The following is a 24,329-nucleotide window of genomic DNA, read 5'->3' as shown; positions in this document are numbered from 1 at the left end:
GTGAGCCGTTTTGGCTCCACGGCTCAATGTATGACCGCGGCGAGCGCGCTGTACACGGTTTTGGCCCCAGGGCCGTTATCACTTCGTACTCTGTGCCCCCAGTCGGACTCGAACCGACACTTGGCGGATTTTAAGTCCGCTGCCTCTGCCAATTGGGCTATGGGGGCCTTGCAGGTCAGCCCTAGTTCTACCCGGCAGTCCTCCGAACACCAACTCACCCACTCCGCGGCGGCATTAAGTCCGGTACCGCAACAATCTGTACGACAAAGATCACACCCCTGCGCGACACACCCTCGCGTCACATTGAAACTCTCCGACGGATAGTGATACCCCTTGTACAACACCAGGATTCGATTGGACTCTGGTGTGATTCGTCACCAGACCGCGCGAACGCCGACATTGAAAGTTGCCGCCCGCTCCTCGCACGACGGGTCACCTGCGAACTAGGAAATTCCTTAGTTAGCGCAGGTAGTGTTTTCCTTCGTGAGTCGGGAGTTGGATATGTCAGATGCAGTGGCGGTTCGCCAGAGTGGAATTGAGGATTATCTCGACGCGCAGGGCTCGATCGACCTTCCTCCCGGCACCACGCTGCTCTCCAACTTCGCACACAACACCGCCGAGTTCGGCGCCACGGCCGCCTACCGCTACCTGGACTTCACGCGCGACGATGACGGTGTCGCAATCGAACTGAGCTGGCTGGAGCTGGACACCCGGATGCGCGCCATCGGCGCCCGGCTGCAGCAGGTCACCCAGCCGGGTGATCGCGTCGCGATCCTGGCACCGCAGGGCCTGGACTACGTCATCGGATTCTTCGCCGCCATCCAGGCCGGAAACATCGCGGTTCCCCTCTTCGCCCCCGAGCTGCCCGGCCACACCGAACGCCTCGATGCGGTGCTCGCCGATGCCACCCCGTCGGTCATCCTGACCACCGACAGCGCCGCCGAATCGGTGAACGCCTTCTTGCGCAAGCTTCCTCGCGGGCGGCGCCCGCGCGTCATCGCCATCGACGCGGTGCCGGACTCGGTCGGCGCGACATTCGTCCCCGCCGAACTCGATTCCGAGGACCTGGCCTACCTGCAGTACACCTCGGGTTCCACCCGCACCCCGGCCGGTGTCGAGATCACCCACCGCGCGGCCTGTACCAACGTGCTGCAGATGATCCTGGCCGGCGGCCTGGACACCAACATCCGCAGCGTGAGCTGGCTGCCGCTGTATCACGACATGGGCCTGATCATGATCCTGTTTCCCCCGCTGTGCGGCGGCCACATCACCTTGATGTCGCCGTTGGCCTTTGTGCGGCGCCCCCGGCGCTGGGTCAAACAACTGGCCACCGAATCCGCGTTCGGGAGGGTGTTCGCCGCCGCCCCCAACTTCGCCTTCGAACTCGCCGCCCAGCGTGGCCGCCCGCCGGCCGGCGAAACCTGGGATCTGAGCAATGTCGCGGGTCTGCTCAACGGATCTGAGCCGGTGACCATCTCCGCGATCGAGAAGTTCACCGAGGCCTTCGCTCCCTACGGATTCCCGGCCACCGCGATCAAACCGTCGTACGGCATGGCCGAAGCAACGCTCTCCGTGGCCACCATTGCCACCGACGCGCGCCCCAGCGTCATCTACCTGGACCGCGACCAGCTCGCCGAAGACCGCGCCGTACCCGTCTCATCGGACGCCCCCATGGCGGTCCCCCACGTCTCCTGCGGTCAGGTCATCTCCAGCCAATGGCTGACCATCGTCGACCCGCGCACCGGAAATGAACTCCCCGAAGGAGAAATCGGCGAGATCTGGCTGCACGGCGACAACATCGGCCGCGGCTACTGGGGCCGCGCCAAGGAAACGCAAGACACCTTCGGCAACACACTGAAGTCGCGACTCACCCAGCGCAGTCACGCAACCGGAACCGCCACCGAGGCCCGCTGGCTGCGCACCGGCGACCTCGGGGTGTACCTGAACGACAACCTCTACGTCACCGGCCGCATCAAGGACCTCATCATCATCGACGGGCGCAACCACTACCCGCAGGACATCGAGGCCACCGCCTCCGAGGCCTCATCCGCGGTGCGTTCCGGCTATGTCGCGGCGTTCTCCGTCGCGGCCAATCAGCTTGCTGAGGCCGCCATTGCCGACACCAGCGAGCGCCTGGTCATCGTCGCCGAACGTGCACCCGGATCCGGCCGCGTGGAGCAGGCTCCCGTCGTCGAGGCGATCCGTGCCGCCATCTCACGCCAGCACAATCTGCCCGTGGCCGACGTCCGGCTCGTCGCCGCGGGGGCAATACCCCGCACCACCAGCGGAAAACTCGCCCGCGGCGCGTGCCGCGCGGAATACCTCACCGACACCTACCGCTAAAACTGGCCTCAACTGTGCGTTGAATCACACTGGGAGTCCGCCCCCTCACGTTGAGCGCGCGCGGTATCGGTGTTTGACTTAGTAGATGGCCACTACGAGCCCGCCGCAGGTGTCCCTTCAGGACGCCAAAGCCGCCGACGCGAACCTCGCTGATCGCATCAATGCGCTCTTCCAGTCGCATCGTCGTCCCGACGGCCGGATGTGGACCAATGATGAGGTCGCCAACGGCATCAAGAAGGCTCACCCCGGCATCAAGGTCGGCGGTGCCTACCTGTCGGCGCTGCGCACCGGTAAGCGCGCCCGTCCCGCCATCGACCTGCTCGGCGCACTGGCCGACTTCTTCCGCGTTCCGCTCTCGGTGCTCACCGATCCCGAGCGCACCTACTCGCTCGACGAGCGTCTCGGTGCGCTGGATGAAACCACGCGGGACGAGGTGGAGCTGATCGCGTTACGTGCGATCGGCCTGAACAAGCAGAACCTGGAAACAGTCGCCGCCGTGCTCGATCACGTGCGCGCGCTGCAGGGCCTGCCGACGGTGGACAACTCGGTCAGCAACGGGCAGTAATCATGCCGAAGATGCGTTGTGTCACAACCGATCTACGGTCCACTCGCGAACTTCAAGCTATCCACAAGCAGTGCACCCGCAAGCTGGCGGACCTGGGCCTGGACACACTCACGACCGTCGAGGACATTCGCGCCCGCGCCAGTGAACTCAGCGAGCGCGATATCCAGCTGGTGCCCTACGCGCTCTCCGGCAGCGGCGTGCACGGCCTGCTGGTCCGCACCGATGCCACCGACTACGTGGTGTACGACAGCGACACCACCACCATGCATCGCGAGCACATCATCCTGCATGAGCTGAGCCATGTGATGTGTGGACACACCAGTTCAAGCAAGCGTGAACTGGCCGAAGTCCTGTGTCGCGAGACCTATCTCGACGACCAGGAGGTCGAGGCAGAAATGCTCGCCTCCATGATGGGGCAGCGCGTCAGTCCCGACAGCCACCGCCCCATTCCCGTCACGAACGCCAACCTGCGGCGCATCCTGGCATCACTCGTGCTGGAAGGCTCACCGGCGGCACCGTGACCTCAGTTTTTGAAGACTCCGCCGCGGCGTATTCGATAGCGGCCGTCTTCAGCTTTGGCGCCGTGGTCGTGGTCGCCGCCGCGATGCTGCGTTCCCGGGTCCGTCCACCCGCCTCGGTGGCACTGTTGTTGTCATTCCTCTTCAAGGGCATTGCCGTCACCTTGGCGACGCCACCGCTCTACGAGAAGTTCGACAACTTGGTCGGCGTGCACAACATGGGCCGGCTCGTCTTGAACCTCTCGGGCGGCATGGCGTGGACCGCATGCGTTCTCACCGTCATCACCTTCTGGGGTGAATCCGGTCCCCGTGCGGTGCAGCGCGCACGGCTCTGGGTCGGCATGGCGGTAGCCATCGGCGCCGCGCTGACTCTCTGCTGGTTTGTGGCACCGACTTCTGAACTGCCACAGGACTTCTACGCCTCGCACGGCAACAAGCCGGCCTGGGTGCTCTACATGCTGATCTATCTGATCACCTACGGCCTGGGCGCCCTCCTGATCACCGTCAAATGCCTGCAGTACGCCCGTTTTCACGATGTGGCGTGGCTGCGACGCAGCATGCTGCTCACCGCGGCCGGAGCCGCCATGTGCCTGTTGTTCTGCATCATGCGGGCACACTCGGCCATCTACGGCATGATCACCAACGACAGCTACTCCTGGCAGCGTCTGGCCCCACTGGCCGCCACCATCGGGCAGATCCTCATCGTGGTAGGCCTTGCCGGACCGTCCTTCTCACAGCTGGTCACGTCGGCGCGCCAACGCATCCAGGCCTACCGGCAGCACCGTCAACTCGAGCCGCTGTGGACCGCGCTGTATGAGGGCAACGCCCAGATCGCACTGGCACCACCGCAGGCCGCCATCGGCGATCACAACTACCGGCTCTACCGCAGAATCGTCGAGATCCGCGACGGCCTGAGCGCCATCCGCCCCTACCTCACCGAAGACGCGTCCACCACATCCGCGGCGCGCCAGATTCATTCGGCCATCGAACAACAGCGCACCGCACCGCAACACGACAAGACCTCCGGCACCAAGATCATCGGCGAACGTACCGGCGCCAACCGCAAGGAAGAACTGAACTGGCTCCTGGACGTCGCCCGGGAGCTGCAGAAGATCAACCGCCAACACACGCCTGCGACGCCGGCGCCGGACTTGGTTTCGTCGTCGTCCGGGCAGACGAGCTCGTAAACACCCGCACGATCTCGCGGATGGCGATGAACACCAGATAGGACCCGAACACCAGCGCGAGCCAGCGCGCGTTCAGGGCGAGCGCCAGCAGCGCCCCGATGACGGTGCCTGGCAACGCGAATGCCGCCAACCGGAAACCAATCGGAGCGTCAGCGGTGCCCTGACGCAGATGTGTGGTCGCCGCGACCAGCGCGTTGGGCAGCATCACCATCAACGAGGTGCCCTCTGCCACGTGCAGATCGGAACCAAACAGCACCAGCATCGCCGGAACCGTCAGCAGCCCACCGCCGAGACCCAGTGCGGCCGACCACGCACCGACCACGAAACCGACCACGGCACCGATAGCGATGACCGATGGCACATGGGCGAGCACAGCATCGGGAAGCAACGCTTCACCCGCCGAAGGGTCGATGCCTGCGGCGCTGAGCAGCAGTTTGAGCGCGGTGGCCAGCAGCACAAAAACGAACAGCGCCTTGAGGATCCACTCGGGAATGCGGGCCACCAGCTTGGCCCCCACCACCGCACCGATCACGCCGCCCGCCATCAGCCCGGCGCCCGCCACCACGTCCACCTTCGCCCCGTGCAGCGCGTAGACGGTGCTGCCCGCGATCGCGGCAGAGACGTTCGGCAGCGTCGAGGTGCCGTGAATGACGGCCCGGCTCAACGTGGTCGCCCGAGCCAGCGAGGGCACGGTGATCACTCCGGTGCCACCGCCCAGCAGCCCGCCCGACATACCGCCGAGCACCCCGATGCGGGCAAGCGTCGCCAGGCTCGGGCGCGGCCCATGATCTCCGGTCACCCGGCCACCCGCAGCTTCTCGATATCGGAGAACTCGGACAGCCGGAAGAACGCCTCGGCGCGATCCAGGATGCGCTCACGCATCGTCACCGTCTGCCCGTGGTTGCAGCCGGCCAGCAGGGCGAAGTAGGCACGCGGCATCCGGACCGCCGCTTCCCGCGACTCGGCTAGCCGCATCGGATCTTCGGACCCGGCGAAAAACAGTGTGGGCGTATCGATTTGAAGCAGGACGTCTTCGGCGACACCCGGCTCGGCATCCCACTGCCGCAGCAGCGCCGCCAGGCCACGCTGGCCCAGGGCCTCGATGGTCGCCCGGAATCCCGAGCTCATCTGCTGGCCGCGGTGTGCCTCCCAGCCGTCGACGAAGGCGTCCAGGCCGGACTCCTCCACCACGCGAACGGCGTTGGGGAAGATCAGAACGTCCACCGCGCCACGCTGCGGCCGGTGCGAAGACCCCGCCACCACCAGCGAGGTGAGCCGCTCGGGAGCGGTGGCGGCAAGGGTGAGCCCGATGCGCCCGCCCAGCGAGTAGCCGATGTAGTGCGTCCGGCGGATGCCCAGGTGATCCATGACCGCGCAGACATCTCGCGCCGACGAGGCGATGGCGTATCCGCCAGGATGATCTGGCTTCTCGCTGGCGCCGTGCCCACGCACGTCGATGGTGGTCACCCGGTACTGCTGAGACAGCTGCGCGATGTAGCCGTGCTTGGACCACACGGCCGAGTTCTGCAGACTGCCGTGCACCAACACCACATCGGCGACACCGGGCCGCGCGCGCCCGTACGTCCGGTACGCGACCGCGGCACCGTCCGGGTCGGGCCGTCGCACGAAACCTGTTTCCGAAACTCCAATTTCGCGTACTTCGGCCTTCGACATCAATCCGGACATGGGATATCCAAACCTTCCGCACCTAATCAAACGTTGCTGATCCGGGCTCCGCGCGACGCTGCGCCTTCTCAACTGACCGTTTATAGAACTTCAACTGTCCGTTATCGGTCTGTGTTGATATATCAACTGTCAGTTGATTTGATCAACTTGTCAACTGGAGCAGGGGGTACATTGTCAACTGTTACGCAGGTCACACGGTTACGTGTTAAGGCCTGGTTACCTGCGTAAGGACATTGCGATGCCGTCGAGGATGTCGTGCTCGCTGACCACCAGCTCGGTGATGCCGGCGCGGGCAGAAAACTCGCGCGCCAGTTCCTGCACGACGATCGATCCACCACCGATGACATCGACGCGTCCCTCATGCATCGGCCCCAGGGCCGCGCGCTGCGCGCGCGGCATCGCGATCAACTCGGACGTCACCTCGGACAAACGCTCCAGCGGCACCCGCGACAGGTGAATGGCGGCGGGATCGTAGGCATCCAGCCGGTGCGCCAGCGCCGCCAGCGTGGTGAAGGTGCCCGCCACCCCCACCCAGGTTCGCGCGTCCTGGACCGGCACCACCTCGAAGGTCCGCACCAGCTGCGCGCGCACCGCGTCGCGTGCTGCCTCGATCTCATCGTCGGTGGGGGGATCCGAGTGCAGGCACCGCTCGGTGAGCCGTACGCATCCGATATCGGCCGAGAAGCTGGCCCTCACCCCGTCGGCGTCGCCGATCACCGTCTCGGTCGACCCTCCGCCGAGATCCACCACGACATAGGGCCCCGCCGCCGAGTCCAACTCGCCTACCGCGCCGGCAAACGACAGGCCGGCCTCCTCGGTGCCCGTGATCACCTCGGCCACCGCGCCCGGAACAACGGATCCGAGCAACTCAGCGGTCATCGCAAAGAATGCCTCGCGGTTCGTGACGTCACGCGCGGCCGAGGTGGCCACCATGCGCACACGCTGCACCCCAAGGGAGCTCATCAATTCCGCGTACGCCTTGAGCGCCACCCGGGTGCGTGCGATGGCCTCCGGCGCGAACTCCCCCGTCGCGTCCACGCCCTGTCCCAGCCGCACAATGCGCATCTCGCGGTGTACATCGGTCAGCCGTCCGGCGTCGTCGACATCCGAGACCAGCAGGCGGATCGAGTTGGTGCCGCAATCCACGGCGCCAACCCGCAAAGCCGTCACCAGACCTCCGGCAGCACACCCGGCATGGTGCCCAGCAGCTCTCGAATCGCCTCATCCCCCAGGGGATTGACTCCGGGCCCCACGGCAAGTGAATGTCCGATCAGCACATGCAGACACTTCACCCTGTCGGGCATTCCGCCTGCGGTCACCGTGGTGCCGAGCGGCTCGATGGCGTCACGCTCGGCGAGGTAGCTCTCGTGGGCGCGCTGATACGCGGCGGCCAGCTCCTCATCGGAGGCAAGACGATCGGTCATATCGCGCATCAGCCCGCCGGACTCCAGACGGCTCGCCGCGGCCGTGAGAGCCGGGTGCGTCAGGTAATACAGGGTGGGAAACGGTGTGCCGTCAGGGAGCCGCGGAGCGGTCTTGACGACGGCGGGCTCACCGTTGGGACAACGGTAGGAGACCTCCAGCATGCCTCGCGGTGCGCGACCCAATTGCCTTGTGACCGCGGCGATATCGTCGTCGGAGATCACGGGATCGGCGCCGGGGCGGTCGGTATGGCCGTGGGCGAGTCGGCGATGTTGTGCCACAGGTTGGTGTACCACGGGTTGCCGTTGTCCACGGGCCCCTGGCTCTGCGGTTTGGCATCGACGGGAGTGTTCGGCAGCTGCACCTGGAACGGCACCTCACCCGGCATCACGAAGCCCAGCCGCTCACGTGCCTGGGCGGCGATATAGGCCGGGTCCGCCAGCCGGCGCTTCTTGTCCTCGAGCCCGGCGATCTGGTCGCGCAGCTGAGCTTCCGCCGCCGCCAGCTGATTCCGTTCTGCCTGTTGCGAGAAGTAGGTGCGAACCGGACCGGCCACGGTCAGGGTCAGCGCACACACCACGGCGGCAAGAACAGCGGCCCGGCGTGCGGTGGACCCCAGGCGCTGCTCGGACTGATGCTCGGCACTGCGTTCGATCGACGCGGCCACCGCACCGGTCGCCCCGCCGGTCTTGGCCGCCTTGGCAGGAGCCGCCGGACCGCTGCGGGCGGGGCCCCGAACGACCTTCTGCACCGGCCGCTTGACCGGTGTCCGTTTACGGGCAGCCGGAGCCGGACCCCGCGACCTACCGGACGCGGGGCGGCGCTTGGAATCAGCCATAGCTCGGCCTCAGCCCGTCGGCTTGTCCGCTAGTCGGACGTCTCGATCGAGAACCGCGGGAAGGCAAGGTCGCCCGCGAAACGGGCAGCGTCCCCAAGTGTCTCCTCGATACGCAGCAGCTGGTTGTACTTGGCCACCCGCTCGCTACGCGCCGGGGCGCCGGTCTTGATCTGACCGCTGCCCACCGCGACCGCCAGGTCCGCGATGGTGGTGTCCTCGGTCTCGCCACTGCGGTGGCTCATCATCGTCTTGTAGCCGCTGCTGTGCGCCAGTGTCACCGCATCCAGGGTCTCGGTGAGGGTGCCGATCTGGTTCACCTTGACCAGCAGGGCATTGGCGGCGCCCCGCTCGATGCCCTCTTCCAGGCGCTCGGGGTTGGTGACGAACAGGTCATCGCCGACCAGCTGCACCCGGTCACCGATCGCCGTGGTCAGTGCCACCCATCCGTCCCAGTCGTCCTCGGACAGCGGGTCCTCGATAGACACCAGCGGGTAGGCGTCGAGCAGCTCGGCGTAGAAGGCGCCCATCTGCTCGGCGGTGCGCTTCTCCTTCTCGAAGCTGTAACCGTCTGCGGCGCTGTAGAACTCGGTGGCCGCGACATCCAGCGCCAGCGCCACATCCGAGCCCAGCTTGAGACCCGTTGCCTCGATCGCGGTGCTGATCAGATCCAGCGCGGCCCGCGTCCCGGCGACATCGGGGGCGAACCCGCCCTCGTCACCCAGTCCGGTGGACAGGCCCTGCTTCTTGAGCACGGACTTGAGCGAGTGGTACACCTCGGTGCCCCAGCGCAGCGATTCCTTGAAGTTGGGCGCACCGATGGGCGCCACCATGAACTCCTGGACATCGACCCCGGTGTCGGCGTGCGCGCCACCGTTGAGGATGTTCATCATCGGCACCGGCAGGATGTGCGCGTTCGGGCCACCCAGGTACCGGAACAGTGCCAGCCCGGCCGAGTCGGCGGCAGCCTTCGCCACCGCCAGCGAGACGCCCAGGATGGCGTTGGCGCCGAGGCGCGACTTGTCCGGGGTGCCGTCCAGATCGAGCAGCGCCTGATCGATCAGGCGCTGGTCATCGGCGCTCTCACCGATGATGGCCGGGGCGATCTCGTCGAGCACGGCGTTCACGGCCTTGGTGACACCCTTACCGCCGTAACGTGCGTCGCCGTCGCGCAGCTCAACGGCCTCATGCTCACCGGTGGAGGCACCCGAGGGGACCGCCGCCCGTGCGAACGTGCCATCGGTCAAGGCGACCTCGACCTCGACGGTCGGGTTGCCGCGTGAATCGAGGATCTCGCGGGCGCCTACCTGCTCAAGAATCGGCACTGTCTCTCCTTAGGGGTGCTGCGGTTCCGACGTCGTATGTTGATGAGCCACTCGGGCGAAGAACATCGGGTACAGACTAGTGCTAGAGCGACCCGCCCTTGGCGTAGGCCGTGGCCCAGTCCCGTACCTGCTCGGCGTACACGTCCGACATGTTGTACGCCCACAGCGCCTTGATCCAGCCCTCGGTGGTGCTCAGGTCGCCACCGCGCGAGCACAGGTATCCCGCCGCCGACAGCGCCGCATCATCGATGTTGTCGGGGCTGGGGTCACCCTCACCTGCGGCGCGGACACCGTAGATGCGCCAGGTCTCGGGGATGAACTGCATGGGTCCCATCGCCCGGTCCTGGTTCGCGTCACCGTCCAGCACGCCCTTGTCGGTGTCCGGAAGCCGCAGGTTTCCGTTGGATCCATCCAGGCGCACCCCACGGATCGGGGGCAGTGCGTCGCCGTTGGGGTGCAGTTCGGCGCCGTGGTAGGTGCCGTTGTGGCTCTCGACAGTGCCAATTCCGGCCAGCGTCGTCCACGCGATCTTGCACCGCGGGTTCTCGCGCTCGGCAACCTTGGCCGCGTACGCGTACGCCTCCAGGGCGATGACGGGGATTCCCGTCTTCTGGGCACGCGGGGTGGACCAGTCACGGAGCTGGTCAGCGGGACGGCCATGAATCTGCGCGGGCGGCGTCTCGATATCGGGCACCGGATCTCCGGCAGGCGGCGGCACCCCCTGCGGTAGCGGCGTACGCCCACCCAACTGCCAGGAACAGCCTGCTGCCAGCAGAAACGTCGAAATGGAGACGACGAGCACGATCCGCACTAAGCGCGCCGACAAGGAGCGCACGGCGAGGGACGACACGACGGAACTCCTAGACGGTGCGATGGATTGCTCTCCATCGTCGCATGAGCTGGACACATACGGACGCAGCCGATGCGTTGCCATCGCTTCCACAGGACCTATTCAGGTAAGGTCAGCCGCACCTTGGCAAGCGTTGGCTAGCCAAAGTCACATGAGGGAAAAGGACCCTGGACATGCGCAGTATCGGCGTCCTAGCCGACGGGCCGACTCACTTCTCGCAATACTTCAGCAGCGGCCTCATCGGACTGCGCGAGGGCCTCGAATGCGGGATCGTCGTGATGATCCTGGTGGCGTTCCTGGTCAAGTCGAACCGACGCGACGCGCTGCGCTGGGTGTGGCTGGGCGTCGCCGGTGCCATCGCGATGACCTTGCTCGTCTTCCTGACGATCCACTTCGGCAGTAACACCATCAGCGACCTGGGCGCCGAAGCGATCGCCGGGGTGGCCTCGCTGGTCGCGGTGGCCATCGTGACCACCATGGTGCTGTGGATGCGCACCGCCGCCGCCAGCATCGCCGGCGAACTGCGTCAGGGCATGGCCCAGGCACTGGAAGCCGGCTCGCTGGCGGTCCTGACCGTGGCGTTCCTGTCCGTCGGGCGTGAGGGCGTCGAAACCGCCCTGTTCATGGTCGGGTACGCCAAGGCCGAAACCGCCTGGCCCCTGGCCGGACTCGTCACCGGAGTCGCTGCCGCGGCCGCGCTGTCCTATGGCATGTACCGCGGCGCGGTCAAGATCAACTTGAGCAAGTTCTTCAAGTACACCGGCGCCTTCCTGGTCGTGGTGGCCGCCGGCATCCTGTCCTATGGCATCGGTGCACTCCAGACCGTCGGATGGCTTCCCGGGCTGTCGCACAAGGCCTTTGACATCACCGGCTGGTTCGACTGGAGCGCCTGGTACGGCGAGCTGCTGCGCGGCATCTTCAACGTGACACCGACCCCAACGGTGCTGCAACTGGCGGGCTGGATCACCTACCTGGTGATCGTGCTCGGACTCTTCCTACGTCCTGTGGCCACTCAGCCCAAGGCGCCCACCACCGACACCACAGAAGCCCAACCCGAGAGGACCGCTGGATGAAACCATCACTCGCCTACGTGGCCGCCGCGCTTGCGATGGCCGCCGGTACCACCCTGGCGGCCTGTACCCCCAAGGAGCCCGCCGAGAGCGGTGCCGCCGGTGCTGGTCAGGAGATCACCGTCACCGCTACCGACACCAGCTGCGAGGTGTCCAAGACCGAGGCCACCACGGGCCCAGTCACTTTCAAGGTGACCAACAACGGGTCGAAGGTCACCGAGTTCTACGTCTACGACAAGGGCGACCGCGCACTCGGTGAGGTCGAGAACATCGGCTCGGGCATCAACCGCAAGCTCATCGTGCAGTTCACGGAGCCCGGCACCTACCAGACCGCCTGCAAGCCCGGCATGATCGGCGACGGCATTCGCGGCGACTTCAAGATCACCGGAGCCGCGGTGAAGCTCGACGCCGAGGGCAAGTTCAAGGACGCCACGGACCGCTACCGGGGTTACGTGATCAGCCAGGTGGACGCCCTCAGTGAATCCGCCGGCAAGTTCGTCGAGGCTGTCAAGGCCAAGGACATCGCCTCCGCCAAGGCCCAGTACCCGACCAGCCGCGTGTACTACGAGCGGATCGAGCCGGTGGCCGAAGCCTTCCCCAACGACCTGGACCCGCGAATCGACTTGCGCGAGGCCGACCTTCAGCCCGGCGAGAAGTGGACCGGCTACCACCGCCTGGAGAAGGACCTGTGGGTGACCGGCCTGCAGCCCGATACCGACGCCATCGCCGATCAGCTGCTCAAGGACATCAAGGAGCTCTCGGACGGCGTGCGCGCCAAGGACTTCGACATCAACACCACCAAGATCGCCGGTGGAGCGCAGACGCTGCTCGACGAGGTGGCCAGGACGAAGATTTCCGGTGAGGAAGAGGCCTTCAGCCACACCGATCTGTGGGACTTCCAGGCCAACGTGGACGGCTCGCAGAACGCGGTCGCTACCGTGCGCCCGATCCTCGACGAGCGCAAACCCGAACTGGGACAGGCGATCGACAAGCGGTTCAAGGAAGTCGACACCCTGCTGGGCAAGTACCGCAAGGGTGACGGATTCGTCTTCTACGACACGGTGACCCAGGATCAGCGCATCGAGCTGGCACATGCCATCGATGCGCTGTCCAAGGAGGTCAGCGAGGTGCAGGGTGTCATCGCCGGACGGTAACGGCTTCAACCGCCGCAAGCTGCTGGGCGCGGCGGGAGTTACCGCCGCCGTGGCCGGCGCCGCGGGAGCGGGAGTGCTGGGCGGCCGCGCGAGCGCGGCCAGCGTCGGACCGGACAACGTCAAGGTCCCGTTCCGCGGCGAACACCAGGCCGGGATCACCACCCCGGCGCAGGACCGGATGCATTTTTGCGCCTTCGACGTGATGCCCAACGCCACCCGCGGCGAGGTGCAGGCCATGCTGCGTCAGTGGACCGAGATGGCCGAGCGGATGTCCCAGGGCGAGGAGACGACACCGGGCGGTGCGATCGACGGCAATCCCTATGCCCCGCCGACCGATACAGGCGAGGCATTGGACCTGGCCGCCTCCGCACTGACCCTGACGATCGGCTTCGGCCCTTCGTTCTTCCGTAAGGACGGGGTGGACCGGTTTGGCATCGCCGACAAGCTACCGGCGCCACTGCAGGAACTGCCGAAGTTCCGCAACGAGAAGCTGGACCCTGCCCGCTGCGGCGGCGATATCTGCATTCAGGCCTGCGCCGACGACCCACAGGTCGCGGTGCATGCCATCCGCAACCTGGCCCGGGTGGGCTTCGGAACCGTCGCGGTCAAGTGGTCGCAGCTCGGATTCGGCCGCACCTCCTCGACCAGCCGGTCGCAGGTGACGCCGCGAAACCTGTTCGGGTTCAAGGACGGCACCCGCAACATCAAGGCCGAAGACACCGGGAAGGTCAACACCAGCGTCTGGGTAGCCAAGGGCGACAACCCCGAATGGATGACCGGCGGCACCTACCTGGTGGCGCGGCGCATCCGGATGCTGATCGAGAGCTGGGACCGCACCGTACTCAACGAGCAGGAACGAGTCATCGGGCGCGCCAAGGGATCGGGTGCGCCGATCGGCCAGAGCGACGAGTTCGCGGCCATCGACTTCACCGGCAAGAAATCGGATGGGGAACCGCTGCTGGATGTCGACGCGCACGTGCGACTGGCCTCCGCCGAAGAACTGGGCGGTATCGAGATCCTGCGCCGCGGTTACAACTTCACCGATGGGTCGGACGGGTTCGGGCATTTGGACGCGGGGCTGTTCTTCATCGCCTTCGTGCGCAATCCGCAATCGCAGTTCATCCCGATGCAGCGCAAGCTGGCCACCGAGGACGCCCTCAACGAATACATCCTGCACACCGGTTCGGCTATCTTCGCCTGTCCACCGGGCCTGGGTCCCAAGGAGTATTGGGGTCAGTCGCTCTTCGGCTAGCCGAGCAAGGTCCTGCCGTACCAGTCGTTCTCGTCGACGACGCCCGGCAGCGCGAAGAAGTATCCGCCCCCGAACGGCTGCACATAGTCGACGAGGGGCTCGTCGTTCAACCGGTTCTGCACGGTTTCGAACTGGCGCTCGAGGTCCTGCTGGAAACAGACGAAGACATGTCCCGACTGCATGTTCCCGTTCGGTTCCACGCCCAGGTCGTAGTTGTAGGAACGCCGGACCAGCCGCTGGTTGTCAGTTTCCGCGGTGCGCGGGTTGGCCAGCCGGATGTGCGCATCCAGGGGAATGGTCTGGCCTTCGGGGTCAGTCGTGTAGTTGGGGTTATCGAACTCGTTGTTCCCGTCCAACGGGGCGCCGCTGTCGCGACGTCGACCGAACATCCGCTCCTGCTCGTTGATGGAAACCCGATCCCAGAATTCGACGAGCATCCGGATGAGGCGCACCACCATGTAGGTGCCGTCCGCGGTCCAGGCGGGTTCGCCATCGCCCACCCAGATCAGCTTTTCGGCATCGTTTGACACTGGGTTGGCGGTGCCATCCTTGAACCCCAAAAGGTTTCGGCCCGTTCCGGACGGGCGCGGGGGCGAGTTGTACCCCTCGATCCGCCAGCGCATCTGCAGATCGCCCCGCACCGCGCGGGTGATATCGCGCAGTGCGTGATGCACGGTATCCGGATTGTGGGCGCACAGCTGAACCAGCAGATCACCGTGTGTCCACGCCGCATCGGGAAAGTCGTTGGGAAATACGGTCATTGGTTTGAGTTTGGCGGGCTTGCGGTCGGTCAGCCCGAATCGGCTATCGAACAGGCTCGACCCGACTGCCACTGTGACGGTGAGGCCGTCGGCCTCGACCACGGGCCCAACCACCTCGCTATCCGCCGGCGGTTGCCCCACCCCCAGTTCGGGCGGGGTGCCGCCGGTACAGAGGAACCGCGCCCGCTCGGTCAACTTCTTGAAGGCCCCAGCCAGCGCATCCCTGTTCTTGGACGTCACATCGAATGCCACGTGGCAGGCGAAGTTCTGCTTCTCGGCGGGCACCGGGGTGAGGATTCCCGACTGCTTGGCCCCGTGGAATGGGTACCGATTCGGGGGCGCGGCCACTGCCGCCGCGTTCGCGTCGACCTCGGCACCGTGCGCCAGCACCGCACCCGTGACGGCCGTGCCTGCCGCCCCGATGGCCGCGCCGCGGAGGAAGTTCCTGCGGTTGACATCCATATTGCGCGCCTCCTTGGTCATCGGCTCGGCGGAAGTTCGATGAGCAGTGGCACCGAGGCGAGCGTCTCGAGCACCTGCCCCAGCGCGGCATCCACCGCCTGGCGACCGGCCAGCGGCACCTGCTCGAGCGGACGCCACTGTCCACCCTGCTGCGTCGCCTTGAGTGCGGCGTCAAGGATATCGAGCTGGGAGTTGCTTTCCGCCAATAACTTCGGCGCGCGGGCATTGATCAGCGCAGAGAATTGGCCCAGCACCGCCCGGGTGGCTTCGACCGCAGCTGCCGCCTCCGCATACTCGGTTCCCGCTCCCTGGTTCGTGTAGCCCATGAGCTGGAATCGCAAGGTGTCCTCGAGGATTTCGTGTGGGCGTTTCGTCTGATCGGCCGGCTCGGTCATCACGTCCGCCAGGTTGGCACGCAGCTTGTCGATGGTCGAGACCAATTCGTCTGCCACCGGCACCAACACCGGCGTGGGTTGCCCGTGCCACAACCCGTACTCCAGGCGGCGCAGGCCCTTGAAATCGGGATCGTGCACCCCGTCGGGGAGCCCATGCGGCAGCCCGGCGATGGCATCCCCGTAGTCCTTGAAACTGCCGTACGCCGCACCGATTCGGTTCCAGGTCAGAATCGCCGGCAGCCAATCCTTCTTCGCTGCTTCGATGTTGCCCGCGGCAACGTCGGCACGAAGTGCGCGCGCCTGGGTACCAAGCACAGCCAGGAGATTGTCGGCGTAACGCTGGTAGGCCTGCATCGGCGGCTTGAGATCGTCCTCGGTCACCCTGACCACCGGCTGCGGCGCCCCGGGGTCGGCCTTGCCCCGGACTTGTTGAGATGCCGAGTATCTGGCGGGCTCTCCGGCCATCAGGCACGCGAACTTGTACGTGCCGTCCGAGAGCGTCGCGGTGAGCGTGGCACTGGTAGAGGGGCCCAGGGTCTCGATCTCGGCGACCACGCCGTTGTTGCCGTCCACGAGGTTGATCTCACCGGTCTTGCCCGACTTGTTGACGACAGAGAACGTCTGCAGGCCGGTACCCGCGGACGTCCAGTCGTCGGCGCACCCACTGGCCGTCACGGTGACTTGCGTATCGGCATCACGGTTGGCGGATGGCAGAATCGCAATCACCGCGGCCGCCATGAGTACCGGTACCACCACGATGGTCGCGGCAACCGCGAAGGGGCGCTGGCCGATCAGGCGCGCGAAGGCCGAGGGTTCCTCGTCGGGCTCGGACGCGGCAGTGGGCGAATGGTTTTCACGTGATACCCGCAAGAACGGGGGTATCACCAGTATCAGATATCCAGCCCAGGCCACCACCTGCAGCACGGTCATCCGCGGGGTGAGCTGGGTGATGCCGGTGACGATGGTGGCCCACCAGGAGTCCGCGGAGATGCGCTGACTCAGATCGAAGGCGTACCAGGTCCGCCCAGGCAACCAGCCTGCGGTCTGTAGATCCCCGATGCCGTAGGCCAGAATTCCGGCGGCGATCACAATAAGCACGACCGCCGTACGGGTGAAGAACACTTTGAGATTGAGCTTCACCGCGCGGCGATACAGCAGCCAGCACAACGTCACCGCGATCGCCAGCCCGAGGGCGCCACCGATCACCGGTCCGGTGGTCTCTCCCGCCGCCTTGGCCGCGGTCCAGAAGAACAGTGTGGTCTCTAATCCCTCGCGGGCGACCGCCAAGAACGCCGTCAGGGCCAGCGCGCCCGCACCGAGGGTGAGTGCGTGCTCCACCTTCCCGGACAGCTCACCGGAGAGGCTGGCGGCGGTGCGCGACATCCAGAAGATCATCGCGGTGACCAACCCGACGGCCAGGATGCTGAGCACGCCGCCCACCACATCCTGGCCGGTTGCGCCCAGCGAGCTGGTCGTGGAGGTGAGCACCGCCGCGAAGCTGGCCGACACCGAAAGCGCCCCGAGCACGCCCAGCCACACCGGCGCCGTGGCCCGGCGCCCGTTGGCCGCCAGCGGTGAACGATGGACGGCGGCAAGCAGGATGCTCACCACAAGTCCTGCTTCGAGACCCTCCCTCAGGCCAATCAACAGATTGGGGACCGCATCCGATAACACCACGTAGATAAGGTATGGCGTACCTAAATGCTGTGCAAATGCTGTGCGGACCATGGTCCCGCGAGACCAGGCACAAAGTCCCTCCGCACGGTTTCCCCGGCTGCGCCCTAGCTCTCGGCGGGTACCTCGACGGCATCATCGGCAGGAGCCTCAACCGGATTCCTCAGCCAATGCTCGCGCCACTCCCCGGCATCGACATCACGCAGATCGGCGCTCGCCAATCCGGCGGCGGTGTCCTCACCGCGGCGATCGGCCAGGATGCTCTTCTCGGCGCGACGCACGGTATCCATGAATTCCAAAACATCTGCCCGCAACTGGTTCTCGGCATCTCCATCCAGCTCGATGGTTACCGAAAGCAGCTGCGCCGGGATCAACTCGGTGGGCAGACCAGCGGCCGTCACCCGGCCGAGCACCTTCTGCGTGAGTGCCAGAGCCGGTTGGCTGCTGGACACGCCGTCCAGACACGAGTCGCGATCCTTCTCCTGCGCCTTACGCTCTTCCCACTGCGCCAGTTGCTCTTCCAGCGAGATCGAGCTGGAATCGCCACCGGCGCCGAGGATCACCGGAATGCGGTTGCCCAACTTTTTCAGCAGCGCCTCGGCGACATCATCGATGTTGAAGGGATGCTCCGGGGCATCCTCGGCGATGCGGGCGTGGAAAAGCACCTGCAGCAGTACATCCCCCAGCTCTTCACGAAGCTCGTCGACGTCACCGGTACGCACCGCGTCGAACAGCTCGTAGGTCTCTTCGAGCAGGTATCGCCGCAGCGAATCGTGAGTCTGGGTGCCCTCCCACGGGCCGTTCGTGCGCAGCCTGTCCATTACCGCCACCGCGTCGATGAGCTTCTCGCCCTGCCGCGCCGGCGGTGCGATGACCGTGGCCCCGGCCGCGATCCGGGCCTTCACCTCCGGATGGTTGCGGTCCGAGGACAACAGCGCCGGGGCGTCCTCACCGATGTACACCGGGCGTGCGGTCGACAGCGACCACGCCAGCCGGACGGGAAGCTCCTCGGTGTACTGCAGATCACCGGCGAGCAAACCGACGGCCTCGACCGGCACCATCGACGGATGGCGCGGGTCCACAAGGATGACGGTCATTTGCTCACCTCCACTGGTGTTATATCAACACTGCCCGCGGGGCGCCCCGACAACGCCAGCAGCAGATCGACAATCATGTGCACCAGCTCTAGGTCGCGGATGCGCTCTGAGCTCACTCCCCCGTCGCCGGCACGCGGGATAGGCACCTGCACAACGGAAGTCGTCGCACGGTATTGCGCGGCCGGGTGCAAACGCTTGAGCCGCAATTGCGCCGAATCCAGAAGCGGCAACGGCTGTATTCGGATGTTGGTACCGACCACCGAAAGATCGGTGATTTCCATCTCACGGCACAGCAAACGCAGCGAGGCCACCGCGACCAGTCGCTGCACCGGAAGCGGCAGCGGACCGTACCGGTCGACGAGTTCCTCGACCGCCGCGCCGATCTGCGCGGCGTCCCCGGCCGCCGCCAGCCTGCGGTACGCCTCAAGGCGCAACCGGTCGCTACCGATGTAGTCGGTGGGCAGGTGCGCGTCGACCGGCAGGTCGATACGCACTTCCTTGGGTTCCTCGGCGGTCTGCACCGTCTTGCCGTCGGCCGCCGCGCGATACGCCTCGACAGCCTCACCGACGAGCCGGACGTACAGATCGAACCCCACCCCGGCGACGTGGCCGGACTGCTCGACGCCGAGCACATTGCCCGCGCCGCGGATCTCCAGATCCTTCATGGCCACCGCCATGCCGGCACCCAGATCGTTGTTCTGCGCGATGGTCGAGAGCCTGTCGTAGGCGGTCTCGGTCAGCGGCACCTCGGGCGAGTAAAGGAAGTACGCGTAACCGCGCTCACGGCTGCGGCCGACGCGCCCACGCAGCTGGTGCAGCTGCGATAGCCCGAAGATATCCGCCCGCTCCACGATCAGGGTGTTGGCGTTGGAGATGTCCAGCCCCGTCTCGATGATGGTGGTACACACCAGGATGTCGTATTCGCGGTTCCAGAACCCCTCGACGGTGCGCTCCAGCAATTCCTCGGGCATTTGGCCGTGTGCCACAACAACTCTGGCCTCGGGAACCAGATCACGTATGCGCGCGGCGGCCCGATCGATAGAGCTCACCCGATTGTGCACGTAGAACGCCTGACCATCGCGCAACAGCTCGCGCCGCAGGGCAGCTGCCACCTGTTTGTCGTCATGCGGACCGACGTAGGTGAGCACGGGGTAACGCTCTTCGGGCGGCGTCAGGATGGTCGACATCTCCCGGATGCCCGCCAGACTCATCTCCAGGGTGCGCGGAATCGGGGTGGCACTCATGGTCAGAACGTCGACATGGGTCCGCAGCGCCTTGATGTGTTCCTTGTGTTCGACGCCGAATCGCTGCTCTTCGTCGACGATCACCAGACCGAGGTCCTTCCACCGCACCGCGGTCTGCAGCAGCCGGTGTGTACCGATGACGATATCGACTGAGCCATCGGCCATTCCCTCGATGACCAGCTTCGAGGTGGCCGGATCGGTGAACCGCGACAGGCCTGCCACCTTCACCGGGAATCCCGCGGTGCGATTGGTGAACGTCTGCAGATGCTGATCGGCCAGCAGCGTCGTGGGCACCAGCACCGCGACCTGCTTACCGTCCTGGACGGCTTTGAACGCCGCGCGCACCGCGATCTCGGTCTTGCCGTAGCCCACGTCGCCGCACACCACCCGGTCCATCGGAACCGGCTTCTCCATATCGGATTTCACCTCGGTGATGGCGGTCAGCTGATCAACCGTCTCGACAAACCCGAAGGCGTCTTCCATCTCCCGCTGCCACGGAGTATCCGGCGCGAAGGCATGTCCGGGCGCGGCCTGGCGCGCCGCGTACAACGCCACAAGCTCACCCGCGATCTCACGAACAGCCTTGCGCGCCTTGGTCTTCGTATTAGCCCAGTCGCTGCCGCCGAGTCGGCTCAGGCCGGGAGATTCGCCACCGACATACCGGGACAGCTGATCGAGGGAGTCCATGGGCACGTACAGGCGATCGCTCTGCCCACCGGCGGCGGCGCCACGCTTACCGGACGCGTATTCCAGCACCAGATACTCCCGGCGCGCCCCGCCGACGGTGCGTTCCACCATCTCCACGAATCGCCCGATGCCGTGCTGGTCGTGCACAACGAGATCGCCGGCCGCAAGGGCCAGCGGGTCAACCTGGTTGCGGCGCTTGGCGGGTAACCGCTTGCCATCGGTGGCAGCGACCCGGCTGCCGGTGAGATCCGTCTCGGTGACGATGACGATGTTGGCGCCTGCGAGCACCACACCGTCGGTGAGGTGACCACGCAGCACGCCGACAACGCCCTCGACGGGCTCTGCCCCGGGCTCCAACAGCTTTGCCGGCGTTTCCGTTTCGGCCAGCTGCTCGATGATCCGGTGGGTGGTGCCGGCACCAGCGGCCACCACCACGGCCCGCCCGCCGGTCATCACGTGGGCGCGCAGCATCGCGAAGATCTCCGCCGCACCCTCCTTGTGGCCGCGCGAGGAGGGCGATGGCCGTACCGCGAGATCGATCGCCTGATCGTCGCCCATGCTCAGCGGGCTCAGTGACCACCACGGATGCCCGGTCTCATCTGCCGCGTGCTTGACGTCATCAAGCTCCCGAAATCCCGAATCAGCCAGCGCGGCAACATCGATTGGTGCGTCGGCGCCGATCGCGGCAACCGACCAGGATGCCTCCAGGAACTCCCGGCCGGTGCGCTCCAGATCCGCCGCCCGGGTGCGCACCTTCTCGGGATCGCAGATCAGCACCGGAGTGCCCTCGGGCAGATGGTCCACCAGTATGGTCAGCTCACCCGAATGCAGCACGGGCAGTAGCGATTCCATTCCGTCGACACAGATTCCGTCGGCCAGCTTGGCCAGCATCTCGCCCAGCCCGGTACCGAGCCGGTGCTCGCCCTCGGTACTACCAGAGTCTCCGGCCGCCGCCGCGAGCTCGGCCGCACGCGTGCGCACCTGTTCGGTGAGGAGCAGTTCGCGACAGGGCATCGCGAGCACGGAGGTGACCTGCAGTTCGGGGATCGACCGCTGGTCGGCAACGGAGAAGTAGCGCATCTCGCTGACCTCGTCGCCCCAGAACTCCACGCGCACCGGATGGTCTGCGGTGGGACTGAAGACATCGAGAATGCCGCCGCGCACCGCGAACTCGCCACGGCCGGCCACCATGTCCACCCGGGTGTACGCGAGCTCGACCAGTCGGGCGATCAGCCCGTCGAATTCCGACTCGGCCCCCACGGTGAGCTCCACCGGCTCCAGATCGAACAGCTCCGGCGACATCGGCTGCAACAGCGAGCGAACCGTCGTGACAACCACCCGCAGCGGGGGCCCCATCCGGGAGTCCTCCGGATGAGCGAGCCGGTGCAGCACCTGCAACCGGGCACCCACGGTGTCGACGCCGGGTGACAGCCGTTCATGCGGAAGCGTCTCCCACGACGGCAGCAGGGTGACCGAATCGCCGTATACGTCGCGCAGCTCGGCGGCGAGATCTTGCGCTTCCCGGGTGGTGGCCGTCACCACCAGGACGGGCGCATCGCTCGCATCGGCCATACCGGTGACGACGAATGGGCGGGCACAAGACGGTGCGGTCAGATCAAGGCCGGTCTTGGCGGCGAGGGCCGGGGCAAGAACATCGAATGCGGGATCCCGCAAGGCTGTCCGGATCACCCCGGCGAGAGGCGGGGCAGTCACAGTCATGGTGCGTTCATTCTACGGCGCCCAGATCTCGAAAAGATCGGGCCCATCACCGTCAAGGCCACGTCAAGAAACTTCGCATGGGGTCGCCACAGGCGCACGGTAGATGCATGACACTTCTGGACCTGCTGCCGTCCTTACATAACGTGGCGCGACCTCGCGTCGACCCGGCCGTGTGGCCGGTCACCACACACCTGGACGAGCAGGGCCGGATGTGCGTCGGAGAGACGGCGCTCTCGGAAATCGCCGACCAATTCCGCACCCCCGCCTATGTGGTTGACGAGGAGGATTTCCGTCACCGCGCCCGTCACTATCGCCGCACCCTGCGCGAAATCGAGATCGCGTACGCCAGCAAGGCGCTGCTGACGACCGATATCGCGCGCTGGGTGGCGCAGGAGGGGCTGTCGCTGGATGTCTGCTCTTCCGGCGAGCTGGCGACCGCACTCGCGGGCGGCTTCGACCCGGAACGAATCATCATGCACGGCAACGCCAAGACCCCTGACGAGCTCAGTGACGCGGCTGCGGTCGGCGTGGGCCGGATCGTGCTGGATTCCAACACCGAGATCATGTTCCTGGCGACTCGGCTCAAGAAACGCCAGCGTGTACTGGTCCGGGTCACCCCCGATATCGACATCCACGGACACGCAGCGGTAACGACGGGCGTCACCGATCAGAAATTCGGATTCCCGTTGCACAGTGGGCATGCCACCGAGGCCGTCCGCCGCGTGCTGGACCAGCCCCTGCTGGACCTGGTCGGCCTGCACTGCCACATCGGCTCACAGGTCACCGATTGCACGCTCTACGGCGAAACCATTCGCCGCATGATCGCCGCGATGGCCGATATCCGGGCCAAGCACGGCGTGATCCTGGGTGAGCTCAATATCGGTGGCGGCCACGGTGTTCCCTACCGCTCGGGTGACCCCGAACTCGACCTCGCCGAGCTGCGCGATTTCATCGACGATGCCCTCGATGCCGCCTGCGCGGCCGAGCGCTTCCCGCGGCCCCGCGTCGTCGTGGAGCCCGGTCGTGCCATCTCCGCCCGCGCGGGAGTGACGCTGTACCGGGTGGTGTCGGTCAAGACCCAGCCCGGCGGGCGCACGTTCGTGGCCGTCGACGGCGGCATGAGCGACAACCCCCGCGTCTCACTGTATGACGCCAAATACAGTGTCGCGCTGGCCAATAGACACCCCTCTGCCCCACCGCAACTCGTGACGGTGGCGGGACGGCACTGCGAATCCGGCGACGAGATCGCCCGCGATGTCAGCCTGCCCTCCGATGTGCACCCCGGCGACGTGCTGGCAGTGGCCTGCACCGGTGCGTACAACCACAGCATGGCCTCGTCCTACAACCTGGTTGGACGTCCCCCCGTGCTAGCAGTCCGCGACGGACGGGTGCGCGAGCTGGTACGCCGCGAGACGATCGCCGATCTGCTCTCGCGGGACTGCGGCGCGCGCTAGGGCCAGTGCGCAGTGGGTGCCGGTTTGGTCTGTTCGACCGTCAACGGCGGCGTGGCCTCGTGCGCAGGGTCCGGGGTCGAGTGGATCTCGGCATTTCCCGGCTTTGAACAGTCCTGCTGACTGGGAGCCGACTCCCGGCAACTCGGACGGCTCGTTGCTGCACCCGGCGCGCATGGATCGGCGTATGAAACGCCCACCACCACCAAACCTCCAACGACGAGGCTCGTCACTGCTACTGACACCGCGGTGCGCCTAAGCGACAACCGCATAACTCCACCGTAGGAGCCTGGTGCGCGTTCGTCTAGAGCGCGGCACCACCCTTGGTCGGAGCGACCGTCAACGGCGGCGCCGGGATGTGGGCCGTCGGGGTTGAGTGGAGCTCGGCATCACCGGGCTCGGCACAGACCTCTTCTCCTGGCTTGGGCGCACTGCACTTTTCGTGCGCTCCCGCCGGCGGGACGACCGCTGTAGGCAGGGCGCACGCGGCAGCACCCGGCGCACACGGGGGGTCGGCGTGCGATACGCCCAATGCCAACGGCACACCGATGGTCACACCCGCCGCCACCAGCAGCGCCGCACGCCGTACCAGCACAAACATCATGAGCACGACGATAAGTCGAGGCGACTCA

General features: G+C 66.1%; 21 protein-coding genes and 1 tRNA gene. 8 read left to right on the top strand and 14 right to left on the bottom strand.

The window, feature by feature from the left end:
• Positions 1-93 precede the first annotated feature (93 nt).
• Positions 94-167: transfer RNA gene (locus tag AOT83_RS02565), tRNA-Leu, on the bottom strand.
• A gap of 334 nt (positions 168-501) precedes the next feature.
• Here AOT83_RS02565 and AOT83_RS02560 point away from each other — a divergent pair.
• From AOT83_RS02560 to AOT83_RS02545, 4 genes are all read left to right on the top strand, one after another.
• On the top strand, positions 502-2,343 hold the full coding sequence (locus tag AOT83_RS02560; protein ID WP_057963810.1) for a fatty acyl-AMP ligase: 1,842 nt from the start codon (positions 502-504) through the stop codon (positions 2,341-2,343).
• 85 nt (positions 2,344-2,428) lie between these two features.
• A complete protein-coding gene (locus tag AOT83_RS02555; RefSeq protein ID WP_057963809.1) occupies positions 2,429-2,908 on the top strand; it encodes a hypothetical protein in 480 nt (159 codons plus the stop codon).
• A gap of 2 nt (positions 2,909-2,910) precedes the next feature.
• A complete protein-coding gene (locus AOT83_RS02550) occupies positions 2,911-3,429 on the top strand; it encodes an ImmA/IrrE family metallo-endopeptidase (protein WP_030094601.1) in 519 nt (172 codons plus the stop codon).
• A complete protein-coding gene (locus AOT83_RS02545; protein ID WP_030094600.1) occupies positions 3,426-4,613 on the top strand; it encodes an MAB_1171c family putative transporter in 1,188 nt (395 codons plus the stop codon). The genes AOT83_RS02550 and AOT83_RS02545 overlap by 4 nt, the downstream gene beginning before the upstream one ends.
• On the opposite strand, the gene AOT83_RS02540 is transcribed toward AOT83_RS02545, so the two are convergent.
• From AOT83_RS02540 to AOT83_RS02510, 7 genes are all read right to left on the bottom strand, one after another.
• Entirely contained in the window at positions 4,540-5,412 is an 873-nt protein-coding gene (locus AOT83_RS02540; RefSeq protein WP_075907812.1) for a sulfite exporter TauE/SafE family protein, read from the bottom strand. The two genes, AOT83_RS02545 and AOT83_RS02540, sit on opposite strands and share 74 nt — an antisense overlap.
• Positions 5,409-6,299 carry an alpha/beta fold hydrolase gene (locus AOT83_RS02535; RefSeq protein ID WP_057963808.1) on the bottom strand — a complete coding sequence of 297 codons (891 nt, stop codon included), beginning with the start codon at positions 6,297-6,299 and terminating at the stop codon, positions 5,409-5,411. Before AOT83_RS02535 ends, AOT83_RS02540 begins: the two co-directional genes overlap by 4 nt.
• A 216-nt stretch (positions 6,300-6,515) precedes the next feature.
• Positions 6,516-7,472 carry a Ppx/GppA phosphatase family protein gene (locus AOT83_RS02530; protein WP_057963807.1) on the bottom strand — a complete coding sequence of 319 codons (957 nt, stop codon included), beginning with the start codon at positions 7,470-7,472 and terminating at the stop codon, positions 6,516-6,518.
• Positions 7,466-7,945, bottom strand: a complete 480-nt coding sequence (locus tag AOT83_RS02525) for a DUF501 domain-containing protein (protein ID WP_046252783.1) — start codon at positions 7,943-7,945, stop codon at positions 7,466-7,468. Before AOT83_RS02525 ends, AOT83_RS02530 begins: the two co-directional genes overlap by 7 nt.
• The gene (locus AOT83_RS02520; protein WP_030094595.1) at positions 7,942-8,472 is read right to left on the bottom strand and encodes a septum formation initiator family protein; all 531 of its coding nucleotides are present in this window, start codon (positions 8,470-8,472) and stop codon (positions 7,942-7,944) included. Before AOT83_RS02520 ends, AOT83_RS02525 begins: the two co-directional genes overlap by 4 nt.
• 116 nt (positions 8,473-8,588) lie before the next feature.
• Positions 8,589-9,881: a phosphopyruvate hydratase gene (gene eno / locus AOT83_RS02515; RefSeq protein WP_030094594.1), complete on the bottom strand. Its 1,293-nt coding sequence runs from the start codon at positions 9,879-9,881 to the stop codon at positions 8,589-8,591.
• 82 nt (positions 9,882-9,963) lie between these two features.
• Positions 9,964-10,731: a lipoprotein gene (locus AOT83_RS02510; protein ID WP_046252781.1), complete on the bottom strand. Its 768-nt coding sequence runs from the start codon at positions 10,729-10,731 to the stop codon at positions 9,964-9,966.
• Positions 10,732-10,904: 173 nt separating this feature from the next.
• Here AOT83_RS02510 and efeU (AOT83_RS02505) point away from each other — a divergent pair, with 173 nt between their 5' ends.
• From efeU (AOT83_RS02505) to efeB (AOT83_RS02495), 3 genes are read left to right on the top strand one after another with little or no spacing between them, the layout of a single operon-like run.
• Positions 10,905-11,804 (top strand): iron uptake transporter permease EfeU, encoded by a 900-nt coding sequence (efeU, locus tag AOT83_RS02505; protein ID WP_030094592.1) that lies wholly within the window; start codon positions 10,905-10,907, stop codon positions 11,802-11,804.
• A complete protein-coding gene (efeO, locus tag AOT83_RS02500; protein WP_057963806.1) occupies positions 11,801-12,955 on the top strand; it encodes an iron uptake system protein EfeO in 1,155 nt (384 codons plus the stop codon). Before efeU (AOT83_RS02505) ends, efeO begins: the two co-directional genes overlap by 4 nt.
• Entirely contained in the window at positions 12,936-14,207 is a 1,272-nt protein-coding gene (gene efeB, locus AOT83_RS02495; protein WP_046252778.1) for an iron uptake transporter deferrochelatase/peroxidase subunit, read from the top strand. Before efeO ends, efeB (AOT83_RS02495) begins: the two co-directional genes overlap by 20 nt.
• On the opposite strand, the gene efeB (AOT83_RS02490) is transcribed toward efeB (AOT83_RS02495), so the two are convergent.
• From efeB (AOT83_RS02490) to mfd, 4 genes are all read right to left on the bottom strand, one after another.
• On the bottom strand, positions 14,204-15,430 hold the full coding sequence (efeB, locus tag AOT83_RS02490) for an iron uptake transporter deferrochelatase/peroxidase subunit (protein ID WP_078284268.1): 1,227 nt from the start codon (positions 15,428-15,430) through the stop codon (positions 14,204-14,206). The genes efeB (AOT83_RS02495) and efeB (AOT83_RS02490) overlap by 4 nt on opposite strands.
• A 17-nt stretch (positions 15,431-15,447) precedes the next feature.
• Entirely contained in the window at positions 15,448-17,502 is a 2,055-nt protein-coding gene (gene efeU, locus AOT83_RS02485) for an iron uptake transporter permease EfeU (protein ID WP_057963803.1), read from the bottom strand.
• A gap of 104 nt (positions 17,503-17,606) precedes the next feature.
• Positions 17,607-18,596: a nucleoside triphosphate pyrophosphohydrolase gene (locus AOT83_RS02480; RefSeq protein WP_057963802.1), complete on the bottom strand. Its 990-nt coding sequence runs from the start codon at positions 18,594-18,596 to the stop codon at positions 17,607-17,609.
• The gene (gene mfd / locus AOT83_RS02475; protein WP_057963801.1) at positions 18,593-22,246 is read right to left on the bottom strand and encodes a transcription-repair coupling factor; all 3,654 of its coding nucleotides are present in this window, start codon (positions 22,244-22,246) and stop codon (positions 18,593-18,595) included. The genes AOT83_RS02480 and mfd overlap by 4 nt, the downstream gene beginning before the upstream one ends.
• A gap of 107 nt (positions 22,247-22,353) precedes the next feature.
• Between mfd and lysA the strand changes: the two genes are divergently transcribed.
• A complete protein-coding gene (gene lysA / locus AOT83_RS02470; protein ID WP_057963800.1) occupies positions 22,354-23,700 on the top strand; it encodes a diaminopimelate decarboxylase in 1,347 nt (448 codons plus the stop codon).
• On the opposite strand, the gene AOT83_RS26610 is transcribed toward lysA, so the two are convergent.
• On the bottom strand, positions 23,697-23,969 hold the full coding sequence (locus AOT83_RS26610; RefSeq protein WP_081343700.1) for a hypothetical protein: 273 nt from the start codon (positions 23,967-23,969) through the stop codon (positions 23,697-23,699). The two genes, lysA and AOT83_RS26610, sit on opposite strands and share 4 nt — an antisense overlap.
• A 32-nt stretch (positions 23,970-24,001) precedes the next feature.
• Positions 24,002-24,301, bottom strand: a complete 300-nt coding sequence (locus AOT83_RS02465; RefSeq protein ID WP_030094584.1) for a hypothetical protein — start codon at positions 24,299-24,301, stop codon at positions 24,002-24,004.
• Positions 24,302-24,329 lie beyond the last annotated feature (28 nt).

Source organism: Mycobacteroides sp. H001, assembly GCF_001440005.1.
Taxonomy (GTDB): domain Bacteria; phylum Actinomycetota; class Actinomycetes; order Mycobacteriales; family Mycobacteriaceae; genus Mycobacterium; species Mycobacterium gwanakae.
This window is presented reverse-complemented; position numbering and strand designations above follow the sequence as displayed.

Coding starts and splice junctions, on each gene's coding strand:
- AOT83_RS02555 (WP_057963809.1), top strand. CDS start 2,429: ATGGCCACTACGAGCCCGCCGCAGGTGTCCCTTCAGGACGCCAAAGCC.
- AOT83_RS26610 (WP_081343700.1), bottom strand. CDS start 23,969: ATGCGGTTGTCGCTTAGGCGCACCGCGGTGTCAGTAGCAGTGACGAGC.
- AOT83_RS02550 (WP_030094601.1), top strand. CDS start 2,911: ATGCCGAAGATGCGTTGTGTCACAACCGATCTACGGTCCACTCGCGAA.
- lysA (WP_057963800.1), top strand. CDS start 22,354: ATGACACTTCTGGACCTGCTGCCGTCCTTACATAACGTGGCGCGACCT.
- mfd (WP_057963801.1), bottom strand. CDS start 22,246: ATGACTGTGACTGCCCCGCCTCTCGCCGGGGTGATCCGGACAGCCTTG.
- AOT83_RS02535 (WP_057963808.1), bottom strand. CDS start 6,299: ATGTCCGGATTGATGTCGAAGGCCGAAGTACGCGAAATTGGAGTTTCG.
- efeB (WP_078284268.1), bottom strand. CDS start 15,430: ATGGATGTCAACCGCAGGAACTTCCTCCGCGGCGCGGCCATCGGGGCG.
- efeO (WP_057963806.1), top strand. CDS start 11,801: ATGAAACCATCACTCGCCTACGTGGCCGCCGCGCTTGCGATGGCCGCC.
- AOT83_RS02480 (WP_057963802.1), bottom strand. CDS start 18,596: ATGACCGTCATCCTTGTGGACCCGCGCCATCCGTCGATGGTGCCGGTC.
- AOT83_RS02560 (WP_057963810.1), top strand. CDS start 502: ATGTCAGATGCAGTGGCGGTTCGCCAGAGTGGAATTGAGGATTATCTC.
- efeU (WP_030094592.1), top strand. CDS start 10,905: ATGCGCAGTATCGGCGTCCTAGCCGACGGGCCGACTCACTTCTCGCAA.
- AOT83_RS02465 (WP_030094584.1), bottom strand. CDS start 24,301: ATGATGTTTGTGCTGGTACGGCGTGCGGCGCTGCTGGTGGCGGCGGGT.